16 protein-coding genes are annotated in these 18,943 nt (G+C 72.7%); 10 read left to right on the forward strand and 6 right to left on the reverse strand.

Annotation, left to right across the window (positions count from 1 at the left end; genetic code table 11):
* Positions 1-207: 207 nt before the first annotated feature.
* From ACZ5T9_RS04395 to ACZ5T9_RS04410, 4 genes are all read left to right on the forward strand, one after another.
* The gene (locus tag ACZ5T9_RS04395) at positions 208-978 is read left to right on the forward strand and encodes a metal ABC transporter ATP-binding protein (protein WP_464834057.1); all 771 of its coding nucleotides are present in this window, start codon (positions 208-210) and stop codon (positions 976-978) included.
* On the forward strand, positions 975-2,870 hold the full coding sequence (locus tag ACZ5T9_RS04400; RefSeq protein WP_464834058.1) for a metal ABC transporter permease: 1,896 nt from the start codon (positions 975-977) through the stop codon (positions 2,868-2,870). The genes ACZ5T9_RS04395 and ACZ5T9_RS04400 overlap by 4 nt, the downstream gene beginning before the upstream one ends.
* Positions 2,867-4,105: a metal ABC transporter solute-binding protein, Zn/Mn family gene (locus tag ACZ5T9_RS04405; RefSeq protein ID WP_464834060.1), complete on the forward strand. Its 1,239-nt coding sequence runs from the start codon at positions 2,867-2,869 to the stop codon at positions 4,103-4,105. The genes ACZ5T9_RS04400 and ACZ5T9_RS04405 overlap by 4 nt, the downstream gene beginning before the upstream one ends.
* A gap of 206 nt (positions 4,106-4,311) precedes the next feature.
* Entirely contained in the window at positions 4,312-4,959 is a 648-nt protein-coding gene (locus ACZ5T9_RS04410; RefSeq protein ID WP_464834062.1) for a hypothetical protein, read from the forward strand.
* A gap of 131 nt (positions 4,960-5,090) precedes the next feature.
* On the opposite strand, the gene ACZ5T9_RS04415 is transcribed toward ACZ5T9_RS04410, so the two are convergent.
* Both ACZ5T9_RS04415 and ACZ5T9_RS04420 read right to left on the reverse strand, forming a co-directional pair.
* Positions 5,091-6,071: a transketolase family protein gene (locus ACZ5T9_RS04415; RefSeq protein WP_464834063.1), complete on the reverse strand. Its 981-nt coding sequence runs from the start codon at positions 6,069-6,071 to the stop codon at positions 5,091-5,093.
* Positions 6,072-6,111: 40 nt separating this feature from the next.
* Positions 6,112-6,966, reverse strand: a complete 855-nt coding sequence (locus tag ACZ5T9_RS04420; protein WP_464834064.1) for a transketolase — start codon at positions 6,964-6,966, stop codon at positions 6,112-6,114.
* A 209-nt stretch (positions 6,967-7,175) separates the two neighbouring features.
* On the opposite strand from ACZ5T9_RS04420, the gene ACZ5T9_RS04425 reads away from it, so the two are divergent.
* Positions 7,176-7,481 (forward strand): metal-sulfur cluster assembly factor, encoded by a 306-nt coding sequence (locus ACZ5T9_RS04425; protein WP_460039987.1) that lies wholly within the window; start codon positions 7,176-7,178, stop codon positions 7,479-7,481.
* A 149-nt stretch (positions 7,482-7,630) separates the two neighbouring features.
* Positions 7,631-8,176 carry an acyl-CoA thioesterase gene (locus ACZ5T9_RS04430; RefSeq protein WP_464834065.1) on the forward strand — a complete coding sequence of 182 codons (546 nt, stop codon included), beginning with the start codon at positions 7,631-7,633 and terminating at the stop codon, positions 8,174-8,176.
* Here the strand turns inward: ACZ5T9_RS04430 and ACZ5T9_RS04435 are convergent.
* Positions 8,146-8,577, reverse strand: coding sequence for a DUF4870 domain-containing protein (locus ACZ5T9_RS04435; protein WP_464834066.1), 432 nt, complete (start codon positions 8,575-8,577; stop codon positions 8,146-8,148). The two genes, ACZ5T9_RS04430 and ACZ5T9_RS04435, sit on opposite strands and share 31 nt — an antisense overlap.
* A 263-nt stretch (positions 8,578-8,840) precedes the next feature.
* Positions 8,841-9,524 (reverse strand): TlpA family protein disulfide reductase, encoded by a 684-nt coding sequence (locus ACZ5T9_RS04440; RefSeq protein WP_464834068.1) that lies wholly within the window; start codon positions 9,522-9,524, stop codon positions 8,841-8,843.
* 757 nt (positions 9,525-10,281) lie between these two features.
* On the opposite strand from ACZ5T9_RS04440, the gene ACZ5T9_RS04445 reads away from it, so the two are divergent.
* Complete coding sequence (locus ACZ5T9_RS04445; protein WP_464834070.1) at positions 10,282-12,933, forward strand: thioredoxin domain-containing protein; 2,652 nt, start codon at positions 10,282-10,284, stop codon at positions 12,931-12,933.
* Positions 12,934-13,049: 116 nt separating this feature from the next.
* Positions 13,050-13,325 carry a hypothetical protein gene (locus tag ACZ5T9_RS04450; protein ID WP_464834071.1) on the forward strand — a complete coding sequence of 92 codons (276 nt, stop codon included), beginning with the start codon at positions 13,050-13,052 and terminating at the stop codon, positions 13,323-13,325.
* A gap of 22 nt (positions 13,326-13,347) precedes the next feature.
* Here the strand turns inward: ACZ5T9_RS04450 and ACZ5T9_RS04455 are convergent, their stop codons facing one another.
* Positions 13,348-14,916, reverse strand: coding sequence for a class I SAM-dependent methyltransferase (locus ACZ5T9_RS04455; protein ID WP_464834073.1), 1,569 nt, complete (start codon positions 14,914-14,916; stop codon positions 13,348-13,350).
* 311 nt (positions 14,917-15,227) lie between these two features.
* Between ACZ5T9_RS04455 and ACZ5T9_RS04460 the strand changes: the two genes are divergently transcribed.
* On the forward strand, positions 15,228-16,256 hold the full coding sequence (locus ACZ5T9_RS04460; RefSeq protein ID WP_464834074.1) for an NAD(P)H-dependent flavin oxidoreductase: 1,029 nt from the start codon (positions 15,228-15,230) through the stop codon (positions 16,254-16,256).
* A gap of 293 nt (positions 16,257-16,549) precedes the next feature.
* Positions 16,550-16,810, forward strand: coding sequence for a hypothetical protein (locus ACZ5T9_RS04465; RefSeq protein WP_464834076.1), 261 nt, complete (start codon positions 16,550-16,552; stop codon positions 16,808-16,810).
* A gap of 163 nt (positions 16,811-16,973) precedes the next feature.
* On the opposite strand, the gene ACZ5T9_RS04470 is transcribed toward ACZ5T9_RS04465, so the two are convergent.
* Positions 16,974-18,287: a fatty acid desaturase family protein gene (locus tag ACZ5T9_RS04470; protein WP_464834077.1), complete on the reverse strand. Its 1,314-nt coding sequence runs from the start codon at positions 18,285-18,287 to the stop codon at positions 16,974-16,976.
* Positions 18,288-18,943: the final 656 nt, after the last annotated feature.

Here is an 18,943-nt window from a genome sequence, read left to right on the forward strand (position 1 = left end):
AGGGGGACCGCTGCCCGGACTCCGCCTCCCCGGTGGAGAAGCTGCCGCCGGGCCTGAACTGCCGCCCGAGGAAGGGGCGCCGCTCTGTACCCTGGTTTTGCATTTATGCAAAAATGTTGTTGGCTAACAACTAGCAGGGTGTGGCTGCGCCGGTTCGTCCGGATCGCGCCGGGCTGAACCGGCCCGGCCCCCCAGGGGGGACGGAACATGGCTGGTGAGAGCGAGGCCGCCGTGGCCGTGCGCAACCTCTATGTGGCGTACGATCACCGGCCCGTCCTGCGGGGCGTGCGGCTGGCGGTGCCGGCGGGCTTGCTGGTCGCCTTGGTGGGGCCGAACGGGGCCGGCAAGTCGACCTTGTTCAAGGCCATTTTGGGGCTGGTGCGGCCCGCCGCCGGCACGGTGCGGGTCTTCGGCCAGCCGGTGGAGCGCCAGCGGCGCCGGATCGCCTACGTGCCCCAGCGGGAGCTGATCGACTGGGATTTTCCGGCCACCGTGGCCGACGTGGTGATGATGGGGCGCGTGCCGCGCCTGGGCTGGTTCCGGCGCCCGGGGCCGGAGGACCGCCGCCGGGTGGCGGAGGCCCTGGAGGAGGTCGGCATGGCGGCCTACGCCCGGCGCCCCCTGGCGGCCCTTTCGGGCGGCCAGCAGCAGCGGGTCTTTATCGCCCGGGCCCTGGCCCAGGATGCCGACCTGATCCTGCTGGACGAACCCTATGCCGGTGTGGATGCCGCCACCCAGGAGGTGGTGCGGCGGCTTCTGGGCCGGCTGCGGGACGCGGGCAAGACCATCCTGGTGGTCGACCACGATCTTGCGGGGATCGGCCACTACGACCTGGTGGCACTGATCAACGGCCGGGTCATCGCCTTCGGCCCGCCGGCGGAGGTCATGACGGCCGAGCGGCTGAGGGAGACCTACGGCGGCCGGCTGACCTACCTGGACCGGGTGGTCCTGCCGGTACCGGGAGGGGTGCGGGCATGACGGGCGATCCGGGCTGGCTCGACATACTGGCTGAGCCGCTGCGCTACCCCTTCATGGTCCGGGCCCTGGCCGCGGGGGTGCTGGTGGCCGTGGCCGGAGCGGTGACGGGCAGCTTCCTCCTGGTGCGCCGCTGGTCGCTGCTGGGCGATGCCATCTCCCACGCCGTGCTGCCGGGCGTGGCCGTCGCCTACCTGCTGGGCTGGCCTTACTTTACCGGCGCCCTGGCCAGCGCCCTGCTCACGGCGGCCGGCATCGGCTTTCTCGAGCGGAACACCCGCCTCAAGTCCGACGCCGCCACGGGCCTGCTCTTCCTCGGCGCCTTCGCCCTGGGGCTGGCCATCCTCAGCCGCGCCCGCAGCAGCGTGGACGTGTTCCACATTCTGTTCGGCAACGTCCTGGGAGTCTCCCGCGCCGACCTGGTGCTCATGGCCGTGGTGGCGGCGGTGGCGGCCGGGCTGGTGGCGCTCCTCTTCAAGGAGCTGCAGTTGTGGGCGTTCGATCCCGTCACCGCGGAGGTGGCGGGACTGCCCGTCCGTGCCCTCCACTACCTGATGATGGTGCTGGTGTCGGCGACCCTGGTGGCGGCGCTACAGGCCGTCGGGGTGGTGCTGGCCCTGGCCATGCTGGTGACCCCGCCGGCCACCGCCTACCTGCTGGTGCGCCGCTTCCCGGCCCTGATCGGCCTGGCCGTGGTGCTGGGCACGGTGGCGGCGGTGACCGGCCTCTACCTGTCCTTCTACCTGGACGTGGCCTCGGGACCCGCCATGGTGCTGGTGGCCATGGCGGGTTTCGTGGTGGCCCTGGTGCTGGCTCCCGAGCAGGGGCTCCTGGCCCGGCTCCTGCAGCGGCGCCGGACCGCCCGGCTGGTGGCCGCCGAGGACGTTCTCAAGGCCCTGCACGAGCTGGGGGTGGAAGGCGGCGAGGCGGTCGCCCGGGGGGCAGGACCCGCGGCAGGACCCGCTGCAGCCGCGGCCGCGTCCCCGCGGGGCGTGCCGCTGGACGTTCTGGCCGGTTGGACCGGCTTGACCCGCCGGGAGGTACGGGCGGCCCTGGCCCGGCTGGTGGCCCGGGGCCTGGCGGCCTGGGATCCGGAACCCGAGGCCGGGGACCCCGGACCCCAGGCACCGCAGCCGGCCGGTGACGGCGCAGGCGGCGGCCCGCAGCCTGCGGGGGCCGGCTTCCGGGAGCGCCGTGGGCCCCGGGCGCAAGGACCGGCCCTGGGTGCGCGCCTCACCGCAGCCGGGGTGCGGGAAGCCCGCCGGCTGATCCGGACCCACCGGCTGTGGGAGCGGTACCTGACCGACGTGGCCGGCATGGCCTGGGAAGACGTTCACCAGGTGGCCCACGAGCTCGAGCACGCCACCCCGCCCCACCTGGCGGAAGAGATGGCCGAAGCCCTGGGCCATCCCGCCCGCGACCCCCACGGCGCACCCATTCCCACCCCCGCCGGCGAGGTGCCGGCGGAGCCCGGCCCGCCGCCGGTGGCCCTGGACCAGCTGCCGGCGGGGACCCGGGCGGTGGTCGCCCGGGTCGACGACGAGGACCCGGACCTTCTCGGCCGGCTGCGCCGGGCGGGACTGGTGCCGGGCACCCGCCTGGAGGTGCTCGGCCGCGCCCGGGACGGGCTCTGGGTGCGCCGCGAAGAAGCCTCCCAGGTTCGGGTTCCGGGGCCACCGGCGGAGGAACCGGCCGGGCGCCGGGGCCCACGGCCAGAGCCGCCCGCACCGGTGGCTGCGGAGCAGGGGGCGGGGCGGAGCGAAGCGCCGGGGGAGGCCTCCAGCCCCGAGGGGCAGTGGCTGGACGCCGCCGCCGCGGCAGCCCTGCGGGTTCATCCCCTGGAACCGGACGGGACCCTGACGCAGCCCGGCCCGCGTGAGGAGGAGCCGGCATGAGGCGTTCCCAACCCCTACCGGCCGCGATCCTGGTGGTGGTGCTGGTGCTCCTCCTGAGCGCCGGCTCGGTGCTGGCGGCCGGCCGGTACTGGTGGCGCCAGCTGATGGGCCCCGGCGACCCGCGGCCCCTGGTGGTGGCCAGCACCACCATCCTGGCCGACCTGGCGGCCCGCATCGGCGGCCCGCGGGTGCGGGTCCATAGCCTGCTGGCCCCGGGCCAGGATCCCCACAGCTACGAGCCCGTGCCGCGGGACGCCCTGGCCCTGGCCCGGGCCCGGGTGGTGCTGCTCAACGGCCACGGGATCGACCTGTGGGCCGAGCGGCTGCTGGAGGGGATGCCCCAGGCTCCCGCCACCGGCTCGGCGCCAGGGACGGCTACAGGCTCCGGCCTGCCGCCCGCCCCGCCCGGCCTTGACGGGCCTGCACCGGGGACCCGGCTTCCGGACCCAGAGGGACCCCCGGACCCGGTGGCGCCCTGGCCCGGTGCCCCGCAGGCGGGGTCCCCGGACCCGGCGGCGCCCGGCTCCGCGTCGGCCTGGCCCGGTGCCCCGCGGGCGGCATCCCCGGACCCGGTGGCCCCTGCCCCGCCGACGGGCGGCCCTCTGGTGGTGCGGGTGGCGGAAACCCTTCCCCCCGCCGTCCTGCTGCCCTGGCCGGGCGATCCGGCGAAGGTCGATCCGCACCTCTGGATGGATCCCGTGCTGGTCATGGGCTACGTGGACGCCATTCGCGCGGCCCTGAGCGCTGCCGATCCGGCGGGGGCCGGGTTCTACCGGCAGCGAGCGGCCTCCCTCCAGGAAGAGCTGAGGGCGCTGGATGCCTGGATCGCCCGCCAGGTGGCCGCCGTCCCGCCGGATCGCCGCCTGCTGGTGACCACCCACGACGCCTACCGCTACTTCGGTCGCCGCTACGGCGTCCGGGTCGTGGACAGCGTGTGGGGCATAAGCACCGAGGAAGAACCGGCGGCCGCCGAGCTGGCCCGCCTGCTGGGGCACCTGCGGCGTTACGGCGTGCCGGCCTTCGTGGAGTCGACCATCAATCCCAAGCTCATGGAGGAACTGGCCGCCCAGGCGGGCGTGCCCATCGGCGGCCAGCTCTACGCCGACTCTGTGGGCCCTCCGGGCAGCGGGGCCGAAACCTACCTGGACATGATGCGCCACAACGTGCGGGTCATCACCGGGGCGCTGCGGGAGGCGCCGCGGCCTCAGGACCCTTCCGGCCCTCCGCCCCGTTGAGCCGGGGCCGGGCGGGCTGCACGCCGCGGCGGACGAAGGGGTTGCGCACCGGGGCGCCGAGGCCGCCCCAGCCCCGGTGAGGGCGAACCGGGTAGGGCGTGGCCGGGTCTTCCCCCGGCGCGTCCTTCCGGGTACCATGGAACTGGTAACTTATGCCTGCCGGGGTTCCCGGCAGGGGCGGCGTCCCATGCGGGAGGAGGGGAAAGGTGCGGCAGGGGTGGCGCCGGCTGGCGGCCGGCGTGGCCGTGGCGGTGGTGGCGGCGGGTGTGGTGGCCTGGTCCCTGACGCCGGCAGGAAGCCAGTGGTGGCAGGCCACCCTGGAGGGGCTGGGACGACCCGAAGCCCCCGATCCCCAGCAACTGGAGCAGGTCGGCCGCCACCTGGCGGCGTCGACGGGCGAGGAACTGGAGCGGGCGAAGGGCAACGTGCACGTGGTCCACGAGCGGATGAACCAGATCGCCGGCTGGGGGCACCTGGCGGCGCTGCGGGACGCCCACAGCCCCGCGTGGAACGACGTCCAGCAGGTGCTGGAAAGCGCGAGCCTACAGTTCTTGCGGGACGTGGCAGCGCGGTTGCAACCGCCCACCGCCGGCCAGGACCTCAAGGCCTTCATTCTGGCGCTGGAGGAGGGCTACCGCCGGCGGGACCCCGGCCGGGTCCGCACGGCCCACCGGATCATCCACGACCTGGACTACTTCGTGTTCAACCACCAGACGGTGCCCGGGGGCAGCCGGGACTACTGGGGGGCCACCCTGACGCTGGAAGGGGACGGCTCCCTGGCGGCCGAGGTGCTGGGAGCTGCCGCCGGGGAGTCGGGCCGGGAAGCGGGCCAGGGAACGGGGGCCGGGGAGTAGGGGGTTGGGGAGTAGGGGGCCGGCGCGGCGGAGGGGACCGGGTCCCGGTGGGCACCGGCAGGCGGCAAGGCCCTTCGGCCGGTCCCGGCCCCGTGCACCCAGGGACGACCCCGGCGGGCGATGTTCCCTCTTCAGCGGCGGGCCGCACCCGCCACCCCCGCCCGCTTGCGCTCCAGCACCCGGCGGGCCGCGGCGGCGATGGCCTCCGGGGTCAGCCCGTACTTGCGCATGAGCTCCTCCGGGGCGCCCGATTCGGCATAGGTGTCCTGCAGGGCGACGAACTCCGCCGGCACCGGCACCGTCTCCGCCAGGGCCATGGCGATGGCGCTGCCCAGGCCGCCGGCTTTGAGGTGCTCTTCCGCCACCACCAGGGCGCCTGTTTCTTCCGCCGCCGCCCGCACGGCGTCCCGGTCCAGCGGCTTGACACAGGCAAAGTCCAGCACCCGGGCTTCGATGCCCTCCGCGGCCAGCTGCTCGGCCGCGGCCAGGGCCGCCGCCACCATCAGCCCGTTGGCGGCGATGGTCAGGTCGCCGCCGTCCCGCACCAGGATGGCCCGGCCGATGGCGAAGTCGCAGGGACGGGTGTCGTAGACCAGGGGAGCCTTGGGCCGGCCCACCCGGATGTACACCGGGCCCGGGTGCGCCACGGCCGCTTCCACCGCCCGACGGGTGGCGTGTTCGTCCGCGGGAACCAGCACCACGAAGCCGGGCAACGCCTGGGCCAGGGCCACATCCTCCACGGCCATCTGGGACACGCCGTCTTCGCCGATGCTGATGCCGCCGTGGCTGCCGACGAACTTCACGTTGAGGCCCGCGTAGTTCACGCCGATGCGCATCTGGTCGAAGGCCTTGCACATTAGAAAGGCCGCAAAGCTGGCGCAGACGGGAATCTTTCCGCACGACGCCAGCCCCGCCGCCAGGCCGACCATGTTGGCCTCGGCGATGCCGGCGTTGAAGAACCGCTCGGGAAACTCCTGGGCGAAGTAGCGGGTGTAGGTCGACTTGGACAGGTCGCCGTCCAGCACCACCAGCTCGGGATGCTGGCGGCCCAGCTCCACCAGCGCTTCGCCGAAGGCCTGGCGGGTTGGCTTGCCTGTGGGAAGGCCGAACATGGCAGGATCCTCCTCGCACTCATCAGCGGACTGCAGCCGGTCAGCGGGCCGCGGCCGGTTCGTCCCCCAGCTCGGCCAGGGCCTTTTCGGTCTCCTCAGGGGTCGGCGCCCGGCCGTGGAACTCGTTGTTGTTCTCCATGAAGGACACGCCCTTACCCTTGACGGTGTGGGCGATGATCATCACCGGGCGCCCGGTGCCGGCCCGGGCTCGCTCCAGCGCCGGCACCACCTGGCCGAGGTCGTGGCCGTCGATCTCCTCCACGTCCCAGCCGAAGGCGCGCCACTTGTCGGCCAGCGGCTCCAGGCGCACGATGGCGTCCACCGCGTCGTCCAGCTGGTAGCGGTTGTAGTCCAGGATCGCGATCAGGTTGTCCAGGCGGTGGTGACCGGCGAACATCGCCGCCTCCCAGACCTGGCCCTCCTGGATCTCCCCGTCGCCCAGCAGCACGAACACCCGGTAGTCCTTGCCGTCCAGCTTGCCCGCCAGGGCCATGCCCGCGGCGATGGAAAGGCCCTGGCCCAGGGAACCGGTGGAGGCCTCAATGCCCGGGCAGTCCCGCCGGGAAGGGTGCCCCTGCAGCGGGCTGTCCAGCTGGCGCAGCCGCTCCAGCCAGGCCTCGGGGAAATAGCCCGCCTCCGCCAGGGCGGCGTACACGATGGGCACGCCGTGCCCCTTGCTCAGGACGAACCGGTCCCGGTCCTCCCAGCTGGGGCGGGCCGGGTCATGGCGCATCACATGGAAGTACAGCGCGGTGACGATCTCCGCAGCGGACAGGGACCCGCCCGGGTGACCCGAGCCGGCCCGGGCGATCATACGGATGACGTGGCGGCGGAGCTGGCGTGCCCGTTCTTCCAGCGACGCCAGCGTCTCTGCCGGAACGGTCGGTGCAGGCACGTGCATCGCCTCCTGCGGCCGCGCGCCGCGGAGCGCCGGCCGGTACGGGAATCTAGGGTGGATGCCGCAAACTTCCCCTACAACCTTCCCCTAGGATACACGAACGGGACCGCCCGTGAGGCGATGCGGTATCCTTAAGGTTGAGCCTGGGGTTGGGCCGGTTGCCTCCGCTGGAGCCGGTTCGGCCCCCGGCAGCGGGAGGTGATCCCATGGCGAAGGTGACGGAAGAACAGGTCCGCGAGGCCCTGACCGACGTCATCGATCCGGAGATCGGGCTCAACGTGGTCGACCTGGGCCTGGTCTACCGGTGCGAGGTGGACGACGAGGGCGTGGTCGAGGTCGACATGACCCTGACGGCCATCGGCTGCCCCCTGGGCGACCAGATCGTCAGCCAGGCCAAGCAGGCCATCGAGCGGCTGGAGGGCGTGAAGGAAGCCCGGGTCCGGCTGGTCTGGAGCCCGCCCTGGCGGCCCGAGATGATGTCGGAGCGGGCGCGGATGCTGCTGGGGTTCTGACGGCGCCCCTGGGCGTAGTACCCGGCAGCGGGGCGCGGCGCGGGGACCGGGCCAGGTGGTGCGGCGCCAGCGCGGGATGGAGGCGGAGGCGAGGGATCGACTTGGGCGATCGGCCTTTGGACCGGCCTGCGTCCGGGGAGACCGGGCGCGTGGTGCGTTCCCCCCTGCGGGTCCGCTTCGCGGAGACGGACGCGCAGGGGGTGGTCTATTACGGGAACTACTTCGTCTACTTCGAGGTCGGGCGGGTCGACCTGCTGCGGGAGGCGCAGGGGGCCGGGCTGCAGGGAGCGACGGCCCAGGGAGCGGGGAGCGCCGGCGAGCCGGAAGGCGGGCAGGAAGCGGCGGTGGAGCCCGGCGGCGGCGTCCACGCCCTGATGGTGGTCCACGCCGAGTGCGACTACCGGGCCTCCGCCCGGTTCGACGACCGGCTGGAGGTCGAGACCTGGATCGAAGCCCTCGGCCGGACCAGCATCACCTTCGGCCACCGGGTGGTGCGGCTGCCTGGCCGGGAGGAGCTGGTGCGCGGCCGGGTGGTGGCCGTCCACGTGGGGCGCGAGGGTCGTCCCGAACCCCTTCCTGCATCCTGGCGGCAAGCGCTGGAGCGGTACATGCCTCCCGCGCCCGACCCCGGCCAGCCCGCCCGGGCTCTGGCGGAGGCGGGCCCTTATCTTACCAGCCGCAAGGTCAGCGGATAGCGATAGGCCTCGCCCTTGCTGGCCCGGACGGCGGCCACGATCACCAGCACGAGCCACCCCAGGGACACGGCCGCCGCCAGCAAAGCCAGCAGCACGAAGAAGAGGAAGGTGAGGGCCCGCGGGCCCGGGCCGCCCATGGGGCCCACCAGCATGTCGGCCATGCCCATAGGCACCAGGGCTAGAATGCCCAGGGCAATCAGGGCGATGAAGTACAGGGTGACGCTGAGCTGAAAGTTGACGGCTTCCTTGCCCTGCTGGTCGACAAAGGGGTCGTCGTTCCGCTTGACCAGCCAGACCACCAGCGGGCCCAGCAGGTTGCCTAGGGGAATCCAGATGCCGGCCAGGGCCGCCAGGTGGCAGGCTACCGCCCAGCTCCGGGATTCACTGCCTCCGTTGACCATGGGCCCCCCTCCTCCTCTCCCCCTGTGCACCAGGAGCCTGCCCGGGCGCCTGCACGGGTACCCTCGTGATCCGGCCTGCCGGCCCACGGGCGGGTCCCCACACCGGATACTGTGAACGCATGGGCCGGCATCCGCACGGCCGCCGGGCAGGCCGGCCCAACCGTTCCCGCCAGGGCCGCCGTGCCGGCCGCCGGGCAGGCCGGTGGGCCGGGGCCAGGCTCTGGGGCGAGCCCTGGGGCGGGTTCCCAGTCTTGGCCGCGGGCCTACGAATCGCCGCCCGGCCGGGCCTGCTGGATGTACCGTTCCATCTGCTCGGCCGTCATGGGCCCGATGTGCCGCGCCCGCACCACCCCATCCGGGTCGATGAAGTAGCTGGTTGGCAGGTAGACGATGCGGTATTGCCGCCCCACCCGGCTGCCCTCGTCGTAGACGAAGACCCAGTCGTACCCGTTCTCTTCCACGTAGGCCTTGATCTCCTCCGGGCTGGCCGGGTCACTGGTGGTGACACCCAGCACTACCACGTCGTCGGGCATCCGGTCGACCAGCTTGCGGATTTCCGGCATCTCCTGCCGGCACGGGTAGCACCAGCTGGCCCAGAAATTGAGAAAGACCACCTTTCCACGAAAATTCGACAGGCTGACCGGCCGGCCCTCCAGATCCCGCAGGGTGAAGTCGGGTGCCCGGGTCCCTGGGGCCACCACCGGCCCTTCGGCGGGAGCCGGCACCTGTCCCGACGAACCCGGCGGGTTCTGCCCGGCTCCCGGGGTGCCGGCGCCCGGAGCGCCCGCGCCCGGGGCGCCGGGCGGCGGTGCCTGCCCACTGGGCGGGCTTCCGCCCGGCCCCGGCGCGGCCGGTTCGTCCCTGTCCAGGACGGCGATGCCGGCGGCCAGACCCGCCACAACGAGCAACAACCCGGCGACGAGCGCGATACGGCGGCGGCTGTCCATGGTGGTCCCCCTTTGCCGCCCGGCGTGCAGGCGCGGGAGCTGCCCGGGCGGCCGGTTCGTCCCCGCCGGACCTGCGGCCGGTCCGCCGGTACCGGCGCGGCCGGGGCGCCATGCGGGTGGCGGCACCCGTGTCCCGGCTCCGGTCCCCGTGGTCCGGCACGGGTTCCCGTACCCTCGGCCGGTCCCCCGCACCCGGTTCCGGTCCCAGTATATCGCCGGGGTCTGCCCCATCTGTATCCGGAGGGGAATCGGGGGATCATCCGGTGGAGATCGGGTGCGCCACCGGGGCGGCGGGCCGAGCGCAAGGAGGCATGGAAGCCAAGGCCCGTGCCAGGACCGTGACCCGGGGGAGGCGGTACAGGGAAGGTGAGGGAAAGGAGCAGGTTCCGCGTGGCCGCCCCGCCCTCCGGGCCCCCCATCCGCCGGCATGTGCCGGGACTCCCATCCGCCGGCATGTTAGGATTGGAATACGAAGGTCGCGGCGGTCGCGGCAGGATCGGTTGCGGGATGAAAGCAGCGGGTTGCAGGCCAGCGGGTTTCAGGCCCCGGCGTGAAGGGCTGAGGGACCGGCCCGAAGGGATCGCATGAAGGCTGGGCATGAAGGCGCCGGCACCCAGGCACCCGGTATGACGGTAGCCGGCACCAAGGCGCCGGCATGACGGTACCGGTATGGTCGTGACGGCCCACCTCCACGGCGGTGACGGCCCGCCCCGGTACCGGCCGTCCGGGAGGTACCCGGCGAAGGGAGGCACCCCTTATGGCGAGCAGCGGCCGCCGGCCCAATCGGCTGATCCACCAGGCTTCACCCTACCTGCAGCAGCACGCCTACAACCCCGTCGACTGGTACCCCTGGGGGACGGAGGCGCTGGAGCGGGCGCGCCGGGAAGACCGGCCCATCCTGCTCAGCATCGGCTACGCGGCCTGCCACTGGTGCCACGTGATGGAGCGGGAATGCTTCGAAGACCCGGCCATCGCGGCCCGGATGAACGCCGGGTTCGTCAACGTGAAGGTCGACCGGGAGGAGCGGCCGGACCTTGACCAGGTCTACCAGACGGCGGCGCAGATCCTGGGTTCCGGGGGCGGCTGGCCGCTGACGGTGTTCCTGACGCCGGACCTCAAGCCCTTCTTCGCCGGCACCTACTTCCCGCCGGAAGACCGCCACGGCCTGCCGGGGTTCCCAAAGGTGCTGGAGGCGGTGCTGGACGCTTACCGCCACCGCCGGGACGAAGTGGAGCGGGTGGCCGGCCAGGTGGCGGAGGTGCTGCGCCGTTCGGTGAGCGGTGCCGGCCTGCTGGACCGGGGGACGGCCGAGCCGGCCCGCCGTCCCGGGGGTCCGGGACCGGAGGGGGCTGCCGCCGGTGACGCCGGTGACGCCGGGGAGGCCGGCGGGGTTCCGGCCCCGGGGCCCGGCGAGGCCTCCGGGCAAGGGGAAGAGGCCTGGGAGGCGGGCGTGGCCCCTGGGCGCGGCGGGGCCGGGACTCGGGCGCCCGGGGCGGGCGGCGTGGCCTTGGGTCTGGCGCCTGAGGGTACTGCAGGCCGGGAGGCGGCACGGCGTTGGCTGGAGCAGGCCGCTGCCCGCATCGCCCGCAGCTACGACCCGCAGTACGGTGGCTTCGGCCGGGCCCCCAAGTTCCCCCATGCCACGGCGGTGGCGGTGCTGCTGCGGGCCGGCGCCGGGAGCGGCTTGAACCAACCCGGCGGATCCGGGACGGGGACCGGACGGCATACTGAGGAGGGAACCGGGGACAGCCGGGCGCCGGCGGCCGAGGCGGGTGCAGCCGGGGCGGGCCGAGAGGCTGGCTCCGGCGCGAGCCCGGCGGCCGCCCCGATGGCTCGGGACCCGGCCGGGGGAGGCCAGGGGCCCGGCCCGGGCGCCCGGCGCTACCTCGACATGGCCCTGCACACCCTGCAAGCCATGGCCCTGGGGGGCCTGTTCGACCACCTGGCGGGCGGGTTCCACCGCTACGCCACGGACCGGGCGTGGCTGATCCCCCACTTCGAGAAGATGCTCTACGACCAGGCCCAGCTGGTACCCCTGTACCTCGACGCCTACCGGATCACGGGGGATCCCTTCTACGCCGGGGTGGCGCGTCGCACCCTTGATTTCGTCCGCGAGGAGATGACCGCCCCCGAGGGCGGGTTCATCAGCACCCTGGATGCCGACAGCGACGGCCGCGAGGGAGCCTACTACGTCTGGACGCCCGCCCAGCTCCGGGAGGCCCTGGAGGGTCCGGCCGCGCCCGGCACCCGTAGGGGGCCCGCCGGAGGGGAGCCTGCGAGGAACCCCCTCGCCGCCACGGGGCTCGCGAACAGCCCCACGGGACCGGTGGAACCCGCCGAGGCGGAGCCCGCCGCTGCCGCCTCGGTCGACGTCGCCCTGGCGGCCCGCTGGTTCGGCGTGACCGAGGAGGGCAACTTCGAGGACGGCACCACGGTGCTCTACCGGGCGGTGGCCGACGAGGATCGCCCGGCCCTGGCTCGCAGCCTGGGCCTGGATCCTGCCGAGCTGGACCGCCGGCTGGAGTCCATCCGCCGGCGGCTGCTGGAAGCCCGGCGCCGCCGCACCCCGCCGGCCCGGGACGACAAGATCCTGGCCGGATGGAACGGCCTGATGATCGCCGCCTTCGCCCAGGCCGCACCGGTGCTGGACGAACCCGGCTACGCGGAGGCGGCCCGCCGGGCGGCCGAGTTCGTCCTGGGGGCCCTGCGCCGGCCCGACGGGCGGCTGCTCCACGCCTACCGGGGCCGGGCCCTGGAGGTGCCCGGGTTCCTGCAGGATTACGCCTTCCTCATCGAAGGGCTTCTGGCGTTGCACGCCGCCGGCGGCGACCCCCGCTGGCTGGACGAGGCGGACCGGCTGGCGGGGGTCATGATCGAGACCTTCTGGGATGAGGAAAGTGGCCTCTTCTACGACGCGCCTCTGGAGGCCGAGACCCCCCTGGCCCGGCCCGTGGAGCTGTTCGACCAGGCGGTGCCGGCTGCGCCGGCAGCAGCGGCCGGGGTCCTGGCGCGGCTGGCGGTGATCACCGGCGACGAGCGCTACCACCGCGTGGCCGGCCGGTTTCTCGACCGGGTGAGGGCCCTGGCGGCGGAGCAGCCGCTGGCCATGGCCCGGACGGTGTGGGTCGAGGCCGACCGGCTGGAGGGGTATACGGAGGTGACCCTGGTGGGTGATCCTGACGCCCCCGTGATGGCGGAGTGGCGCCGGCGGCTGGCCGGGTTCTACCTGCCGGGGCTCCTCTTGACGATCCGGCCGCCCGGTGCCGGCACCGAGCGCCGGGCGGTGTGGCAAGGCCGTGATCCGGTGGGCGGGCGCCCCGTGGCCTATGTCTGCCGCAACTTTACCTGTTCCCTGCCCCTTGTGGACTGGGAGGGGCTGCGGCGGGAGCTGGAACGGGCGCATGGGTAAAGACCCATGGACCGAAAGCATCGACCGAAAGGACGCAACCGACCGAAAGGACGCAACGATGAGCCGACCTAATTGGGTCCGGGCATCGAAGGCGAGCGTTTAACGAGGCTGAGAGCATGAGCATTCGTGAACTTGTCGATGGTGTGTTCAATGCGGCAAATCCGCATGTCCTATACGCAATTGGCATTTCGTTGGTGGTTTCAAAGAGGTACTTTCTTGCCGCTCTGCTCGGTTTTGCAGCGTCCCTCCTTCTGTTTGCCCATGGTCTGCTTTACGGTGACACCGATGCGGCAGCGGTTGGTGGCCTATTTACCATCATTGGTGCTGGTATTTTGGTCTGGACACGTCGCCTGCCCAAAAATAAAGAGGCAGGCGAAGCAGACGAAGCTTAAATACAAGGGCGAGCGGCCTTGCCTATTGCTGATCCCGGGCCAGAGCCAGCAGTTCCGCCAACGGTTTCGGCTCCGGCCACGGCACCCGCACCCCCTGCAGGCGGGGCGCCCGCCAGCGGAAGCCCCGGGCCTGGACCAGCACCCAGAAGGACTCGCCGAGCCCTTCCGGGGCGTACAGGGCGTAGACCCGCTGCAGCGCCTGGTCAGCCTCCAGATCCCCCTGCCAGGCCCGCCGCGCCAGGGGCAGGGCCTCTTCTTCCTCGATGCCAAGGTTCAGGAGGAAGGCCCCCTGGGGCAGCAGCCCCAGATCCCGCAGCCCCAGCCGCCGGCCCAGCCGCTGCAGGTAAGTGAAGTCCAGGTCGGCGGTGATGTCCTGCTCGCCAGGCCGGGCGAAAGGGTCGTCCAGCAGTCGCTGGCGGTAGTAGCCGCGGACGGTGCCCCGGGGGCGCTGGGGGCTGTAGACCACCTCCGCTGGGCCACCGTAGTCGATGGTGATGACGAAAGCCCGCCGGGCCAGGACGCCCGCAATGGCCCGCAGCATGTCCCCCGCTCCCACGTTGACGTCGACGATCTGGCCCGGCTGCGGGTCGATCCCCTCTTCCCGCAGAATGGTCACGGCCCGCGGCTCGCTGACTGGTCCTTCCACCTGGACGAACCGGCCGTCCTGCACCGTGACGTAGAGTTCTCGCCACTCGAAAGGATGCTGGTGACCACCACGGCGCGCGGGTCGCCACGGGGCCGCCCCCTGGTCGCCACCGGAGCCGGACACAAATGGCGGGTTGCCGCGACCGCCGCCGTTGTGGCCGTTGGAGGCGGCCGAAACGGCTTGGCCGCGGGTGGTGCCCGGTACGGTCCCGCCGCGGTTGCCGCCGCCGGTGGCGGTTGACACGAATCCGTCGTCGTTGCTGCCGCCAGTTGCAGCCGGCACGGCTCTGCCGCCGTTGCCGCCGCCGGTGGCGCCCGCCGCGTCTTGGCAGCCGGACTGGACCCCGATCTCTCCGGGCGGCGGGGCTGGGGCTGTGGGGACAACATGCCCAACCTGCCCCGCCGGCCTGCGCACCAGGCGGTGGACGGGAAAGGCGCTCATCAGCTCGTTCATCAGCACCACGTGGACCGGGCCGGCCTGTTCGACCCGGGGGACCCAGCGCACTGGAGCCTCGGGCCAGGCCGCGGTGATGAAATCCCGCTGCCGCTCCTGCAACTGGCGGCTCTCGTCGACGATCACGTACTCCAGGTGGCCGGGGCCGTAGCCGTCGGACCGGGCCGCCAACAACAGGTCCCGGGCCAGATGGCCGCCTCCGGCGCCGATCTCCAGGATGCGGGCGGGGCGGGCCGGCAGGCCCCGCCTGGGCGAAAAGCCAAGGATGTGGAGCATCTCCCGGACCTGGCGCCAGATGGTGCGGCCGAAGGCCGGGTGGAAGGAGGGGGCGGTGAGGAAGTCCCCTTCCCGCCCGATCAGCGGGCGGTCCTGGGCATAGTAGCCGTGCTCGGGGTGGTGCAGGGCCAGGTCCATGTAGCGGGCGAAGGGAATCGCCCCGTGGCGCCGGATCTCGTCCAGCAGCAGCCGGATCAATGCGGGGTTGCCCTGCACCTTGGAGTCCTCCTTCCCTGGCTCGGGCTGAGCCGGCGGGGAGCAACCCGCCGCCCAGGGCTGCCGGTCAACGACCGGCGGCGTACCGTTCGCGGAAAACCCGCCGCCAGCAACCGCCGCGCGACGACCACCGGCGGCCCTTTACGGATAACCCGCCCCCAACAACTGCCGGGCAAGGATCGACGGGAGCCCGCTGCGAGCCCTGCGGGCCGATGCCGGCACGGCAAGGAGTCCCGGGCCAGCCCACGAAACCATTGCCATGATACCCGATCTCCGGTCCCGCACCGGCCCTGGATCGGCAGCCCGGAGGGGTGAAAGCGTTGCGGACGCGCTTTACCGAGCGTTTTGGAGTGGAGTTGCCCATCGTCCAGGGAGGACTGGCCTATCTGGCCCGCAGCGAGCTCTGCGCCGCCGTCTCCGCAGCAGGGGGCCTGGGCCAGCTTACCGCCGCCACCATGGAATCGCCCGAGGTGTTGCGCCAGGAGATCCGGCGCGTCCGGGAGCGGACCGACCGGCCCTTTGGCGTCAACTTCGCCATCGGACACCGGGATCTGTCGGAGTTCGTCCGGGTCACCATTGAGGAACAGGTTCCCGTCATCAGCGTGACGGGCGGCAACCCCGAACCCCTGTTCAAGGCCTTCGAGGGCCACCCCGTGCTCAAGATGGTGCTGGTGGCCGGTGTCCGGCAGGCCCAGAAGGCCGAGGCTCTTGGCGCCGACGCCGTGATCGCCGTGGGGGTCGAGGGGGGCGGCCACATCGGCCGGGACGACATCGGCACCCTGGTGCTGGTGCGGCGGGTGGTGGAGAGCGTCCAGATCCCCGTGCTGGCCAGCGGCGGGATCGTCGACGGCCGGGGGCTGGCGGCGGCCCTGGTGCTGGGGGCCGACGGCATCGAGATGGGAACCCGCTTCGTGGCCACGGTGGAGTGCCCGGCCCATCCCGCCTACAAGCAGGCGCTGGTGGATGCGCGGGAGACCGACACGGTGGTCATCGAGCGGAGCCTGGGCCGTCCGGGCCGGGTGCTGCGGGGTCCCTGGCCGGAGCGCATTCTCGAAGCCGAGGCCCGCGGGGCCGGCCTCGACGAGCTCTTGCCCCTGATCTCCGGCAAGGCCAACACCAGGGCGGCCCTGGAGGGCAAGCTGGACGAGGGGTTCGTCTGGGCGGGCCAGGGGGTGGGCCTGATCCGCGACATCCCCACGGTGGCCGAGCTGCTGCGGCGCATGGTGGACGAGGCCGCTGCGGCCTTGCGGGAGGCCACGGAGCGGCTGCAGGCGCCGGCAGGGGGAGTCGCCAGCCGCCTCGCCCGCCAGGAACCGGGTGCGGGTTCCCCAGGGGCGTGAAGGTGCGGTCCGCAGGGGGTGAAGGTGCGGAACGTTGCCTGCCTGGGGGCGTCCCGCGCCGGGCAGCCGGGCGGGGGATCTTCCTCCTGCCCCGCACCTTCTGTGGCCCATGGCGTCCCAGGGCCTCCTGCGCCCGGGGTGCGGTGCGCTGGGTGTGCGTAGCCGGCCCGGTGCGCACCGTGGTCGCCAAGCAGTTGCCGGTTCCTCCCCTGCCACCACCCTCAGCGCCTGCTACCAACGGAAGCGGGCCGCAACCCGTCGCAGGCGCGGCCCGGGAGGTGCCTGGGACGACCTTGAGACAACGGCTCTTGATGCCGCTTACGGTGATGCTCGCCCTCGTCCAGTGGGCGGCCTTGGGCCTCGTCGTGAGGCTGCAGCTGGCCATCGCCTTCGTCCTGCTCAAGCCCCTCCTGGTCCGCGACCGCGTCGGGTGGGGCTACCTCGCCCTCGCGCTGGCTCTCGTCGTGCTGGACGTCGCCCTTTACCTGCGCCTGCCGGGCGAGCTCACCGATTCCCGGAAGCTAGCCCGGCGGCTCCTGCGGCTGCCCGATTGACCCCGGGCGGGTTCCGCGTCGCTGGGCCGACGCCTCGCGCACGGCCGGCGGACCGGTGCGCGGGAACCCGGGCCCGCCTCGCCTTGCCATGCCGGTCGCCGGCATGGAGGAATGCCGTCCAAATCTTCACATAGCCTTCGCCCGCCCTCCGCGGCCGTAACGGTCACGGCGTGGTTGTCCTGGGCGCCACGCCGCCACGACGGCGGTTGCGGGGATCTGCGGTGCGCGTCGCAGGCCGTTCCGCGGACGGCCCCGGTGATTGCGGAGGAGCGGTGTCGGACGCAGGGGCGGCGGGCGGAGAGAGCTGCGTGCCATCCGTCAAGCCGGCGGACACGGGCAGTGGGGCGGGCACGGAGTGCGCGCGGTTCCCTGTTCCGGCCCCGGCCAACCGCTCGAGCCCGTGGCCGAGCACCGGGTATACCTGCTGCCGCACCGGGTCGATCAGGGCCGTCGGCCGCTCGTAGACCCGGGGCGTCGTGCACACCAGCCACAGGGCGCGCCAGTGCGGCATCTCGTGGTAGCGATCCGGCCACAGGGTCTTGCACCACCGCTTGACCAGCGGCGCGTACTTGCTGCTGAGGGCGGGGAACACGTGGTGCTCCGTGTGGTGCGAGAAGTTGAAGTGCAGGACGTCGACCCACCTTGGGACCGTGACCGAAAGGCTGTTGGCCAGGGGATCGTTGACCGGCGTCAGCGGGCTCAGCAGGTGATTGGTCACGATGTAGCTCATGACGGTGAAGTTGGCGACCAGCAGCGGCACGAGGTAGGCGAACACCCAGTCACCGAACCCGATCCAGGCGCCGAGGGCCACCCAGCTCGCCACCGGCAGGAGGAACTGGGCCACCACCACCGGCCGCTCGCGGGCCGGCATCTCGGGCAGGAAGCGCCGCAGCATCTGGACGGAGTGGAGCGAGAACCACACGCTGAGGGAGACCAGCGTCAGCACCGCCCGCACCGGCGGCGCGATGCGGTAGACGTACTGCAGGGCCGGGCGGGCGTGGAACTCCTCCAGGGTGTGCATGGCGTCGGGGTCCTCGCCGTGCTCCTGGGTATGGCCGTGATGCTCGACGTTGTGCCAGCGCCGCCAGAGCCGCGGGCCGATGGCGAAGGGCCAGAGGCAGATCTGGCCGGCCAGGTTGCGCAGCCAGGGCGTGCGCACCACGCTGCCGTGCAGCACCTCGTGGCCGAACAGGCCTAGGCTGGCGAAGGCCTGGCCGATGACCACCGCCAGGGCGAGATCAATGCCCCAGTGCAGGTCGAACCGGGCGACCGTGACGATGCCCGCCACGGCAACGGCCACTAGCGGGAGCAACCAGAGGATGCGCCACGGCTCGGGCTGGAAGATGTGGCGGGGCAAGACACGCTTCAATGTGCGCGTGTACTCGCCCAGGGGCTGGAGGGCTGCCTCAAGGGAGGCCGCGGCCATGGAGGCCGTAACCGTTGCGGCGGGCGTGGCCGCGGGGAGGAGCTTGGGCATCCCTTCCCGTGTCGCGTCTCCTCCCGCACCGGCATGATCCTCGCGAGATTCGGGGATGGATTCGGGAGATCCGTGGGGGCGGCACTGCGGTTCCGGCGTCGTCGGCATGTCTCGGGGTCCTTTCGTTGGCAGCGCAGGCCTGGCGGGCTCGACTCCCGGCGTGCTTCCCGCACCGCGTGTTCCTCGCCCGGCCAGCCTGGTGAAAGCAGGCGACTGGTGCGAGTTCCTCCATCATATGCGGGATCGGCGCCGCTGTCGAGGTTTTGCTGTTGAGACCATATAGCCGGAACGCGGCGAACCGCCAGCCGGTCGGGGCCGCGGATCCGTAGCGCGCCAGCCACGCCGAGCCGGCTGGCCCCCGGGGGGACCGGCGAATCCGGCTTACCCGTCCGGTGACCGGGGATGGCAACCCGAAACGGCAACCGGCGCCGGCAACCACCGGCCCCCACCGCTCGTGCCCACCGTTGCGGACGCCGCCGGATGGACCCGGCGTTCAAACGGGTGCTACCCTCAAACGGGTGTTACCACGGAGGCGTGCTGGATGGACCCGCCGTCGTCAGCCAGGGCACGGTGCAACCGGCCGCCCCATGCAACCGCCCGCCCCACCGGTGGATTCCCGTTGCAGTGGATTCCCGTTCCGGGCCACAGGCGAGCCC

It is taken from the genome of Thermaerobacter nagasakiensis, from assembly GCF_055396825.1.

Coding starts and splice junctions, on each gene's coding strand:
- ACZ5T9_RS04445 (WP_464834070.1), top strand. CDS start 10,282: ATGGCGAGCAGCGGCCGCCGGCCCAATCGGCTGATCCACCAGGCTTCA.
- ACZ5T9_RS04405 (WP_464834060.1), top strand. CDS start 2,867: ATGAGGCGTTCCCAACCCCTACCGGCCGCGATCCTGGTGGTGGTGCTG.
- ACZ5T9_RS04450 (WP_464834071.1), top strand. CDS start 13,050: ATGAGCATTCGTGAACTTGTCGATGGTGTGTTCAATGCGGCAAATCCG.
- ACZ5T9_RS04470 (WP_464834077.1), bottom strand. CDS start 18,287: ATGCCCAAGCTCCTCCCCGCGGCCACGCCCGCCGCAACGGTTACGGCC.
- ACZ5T9_RS04400 (WP_464834058.1), top strand. CDS start 975: ATGACGGGCGATCCGGGCTGGCTCGACATACTGGCTGAGCCGCTGCGC.
- ACZ5T9_RS04425 (WP_460039987.1), top strand. CDS start 7,176: ATGGCGAAGGTGACGGAAGAACAGGTCCGCGAGGCCCTGACCGACGTC.
- ACZ5T9_RS04415 (WP_464834063.1), bottom strand. CDS start 6,071: ATGTTCGGCCTTCCCACAGGCAAGCCAACCCGCCAGGCCTTCGGCGAA.
- ACZ5T9_RS04435 (WP_464834066.1), bottom strand. CDS start 8,577: ATGGTCAACGGAGGCAGTGAATCCCGGAGCTGGGCGGTAGCCTGCCAC.
- ACZ5T9_RS04440 (WP_464834068.1), bottom strand. CDS start 9,524: ATGGACAGCCGCCGCCGTATCGCGCTCGTCGCCGGGTTGTTGCTCGTT.
- ACZ5T9_RS04395 (WP_464834057.1), top strand. CDS start 208: ATGGCTGGTGAGAGCGAGGCCGCCGTGGCCGTGCGCAACCTCTATGTG.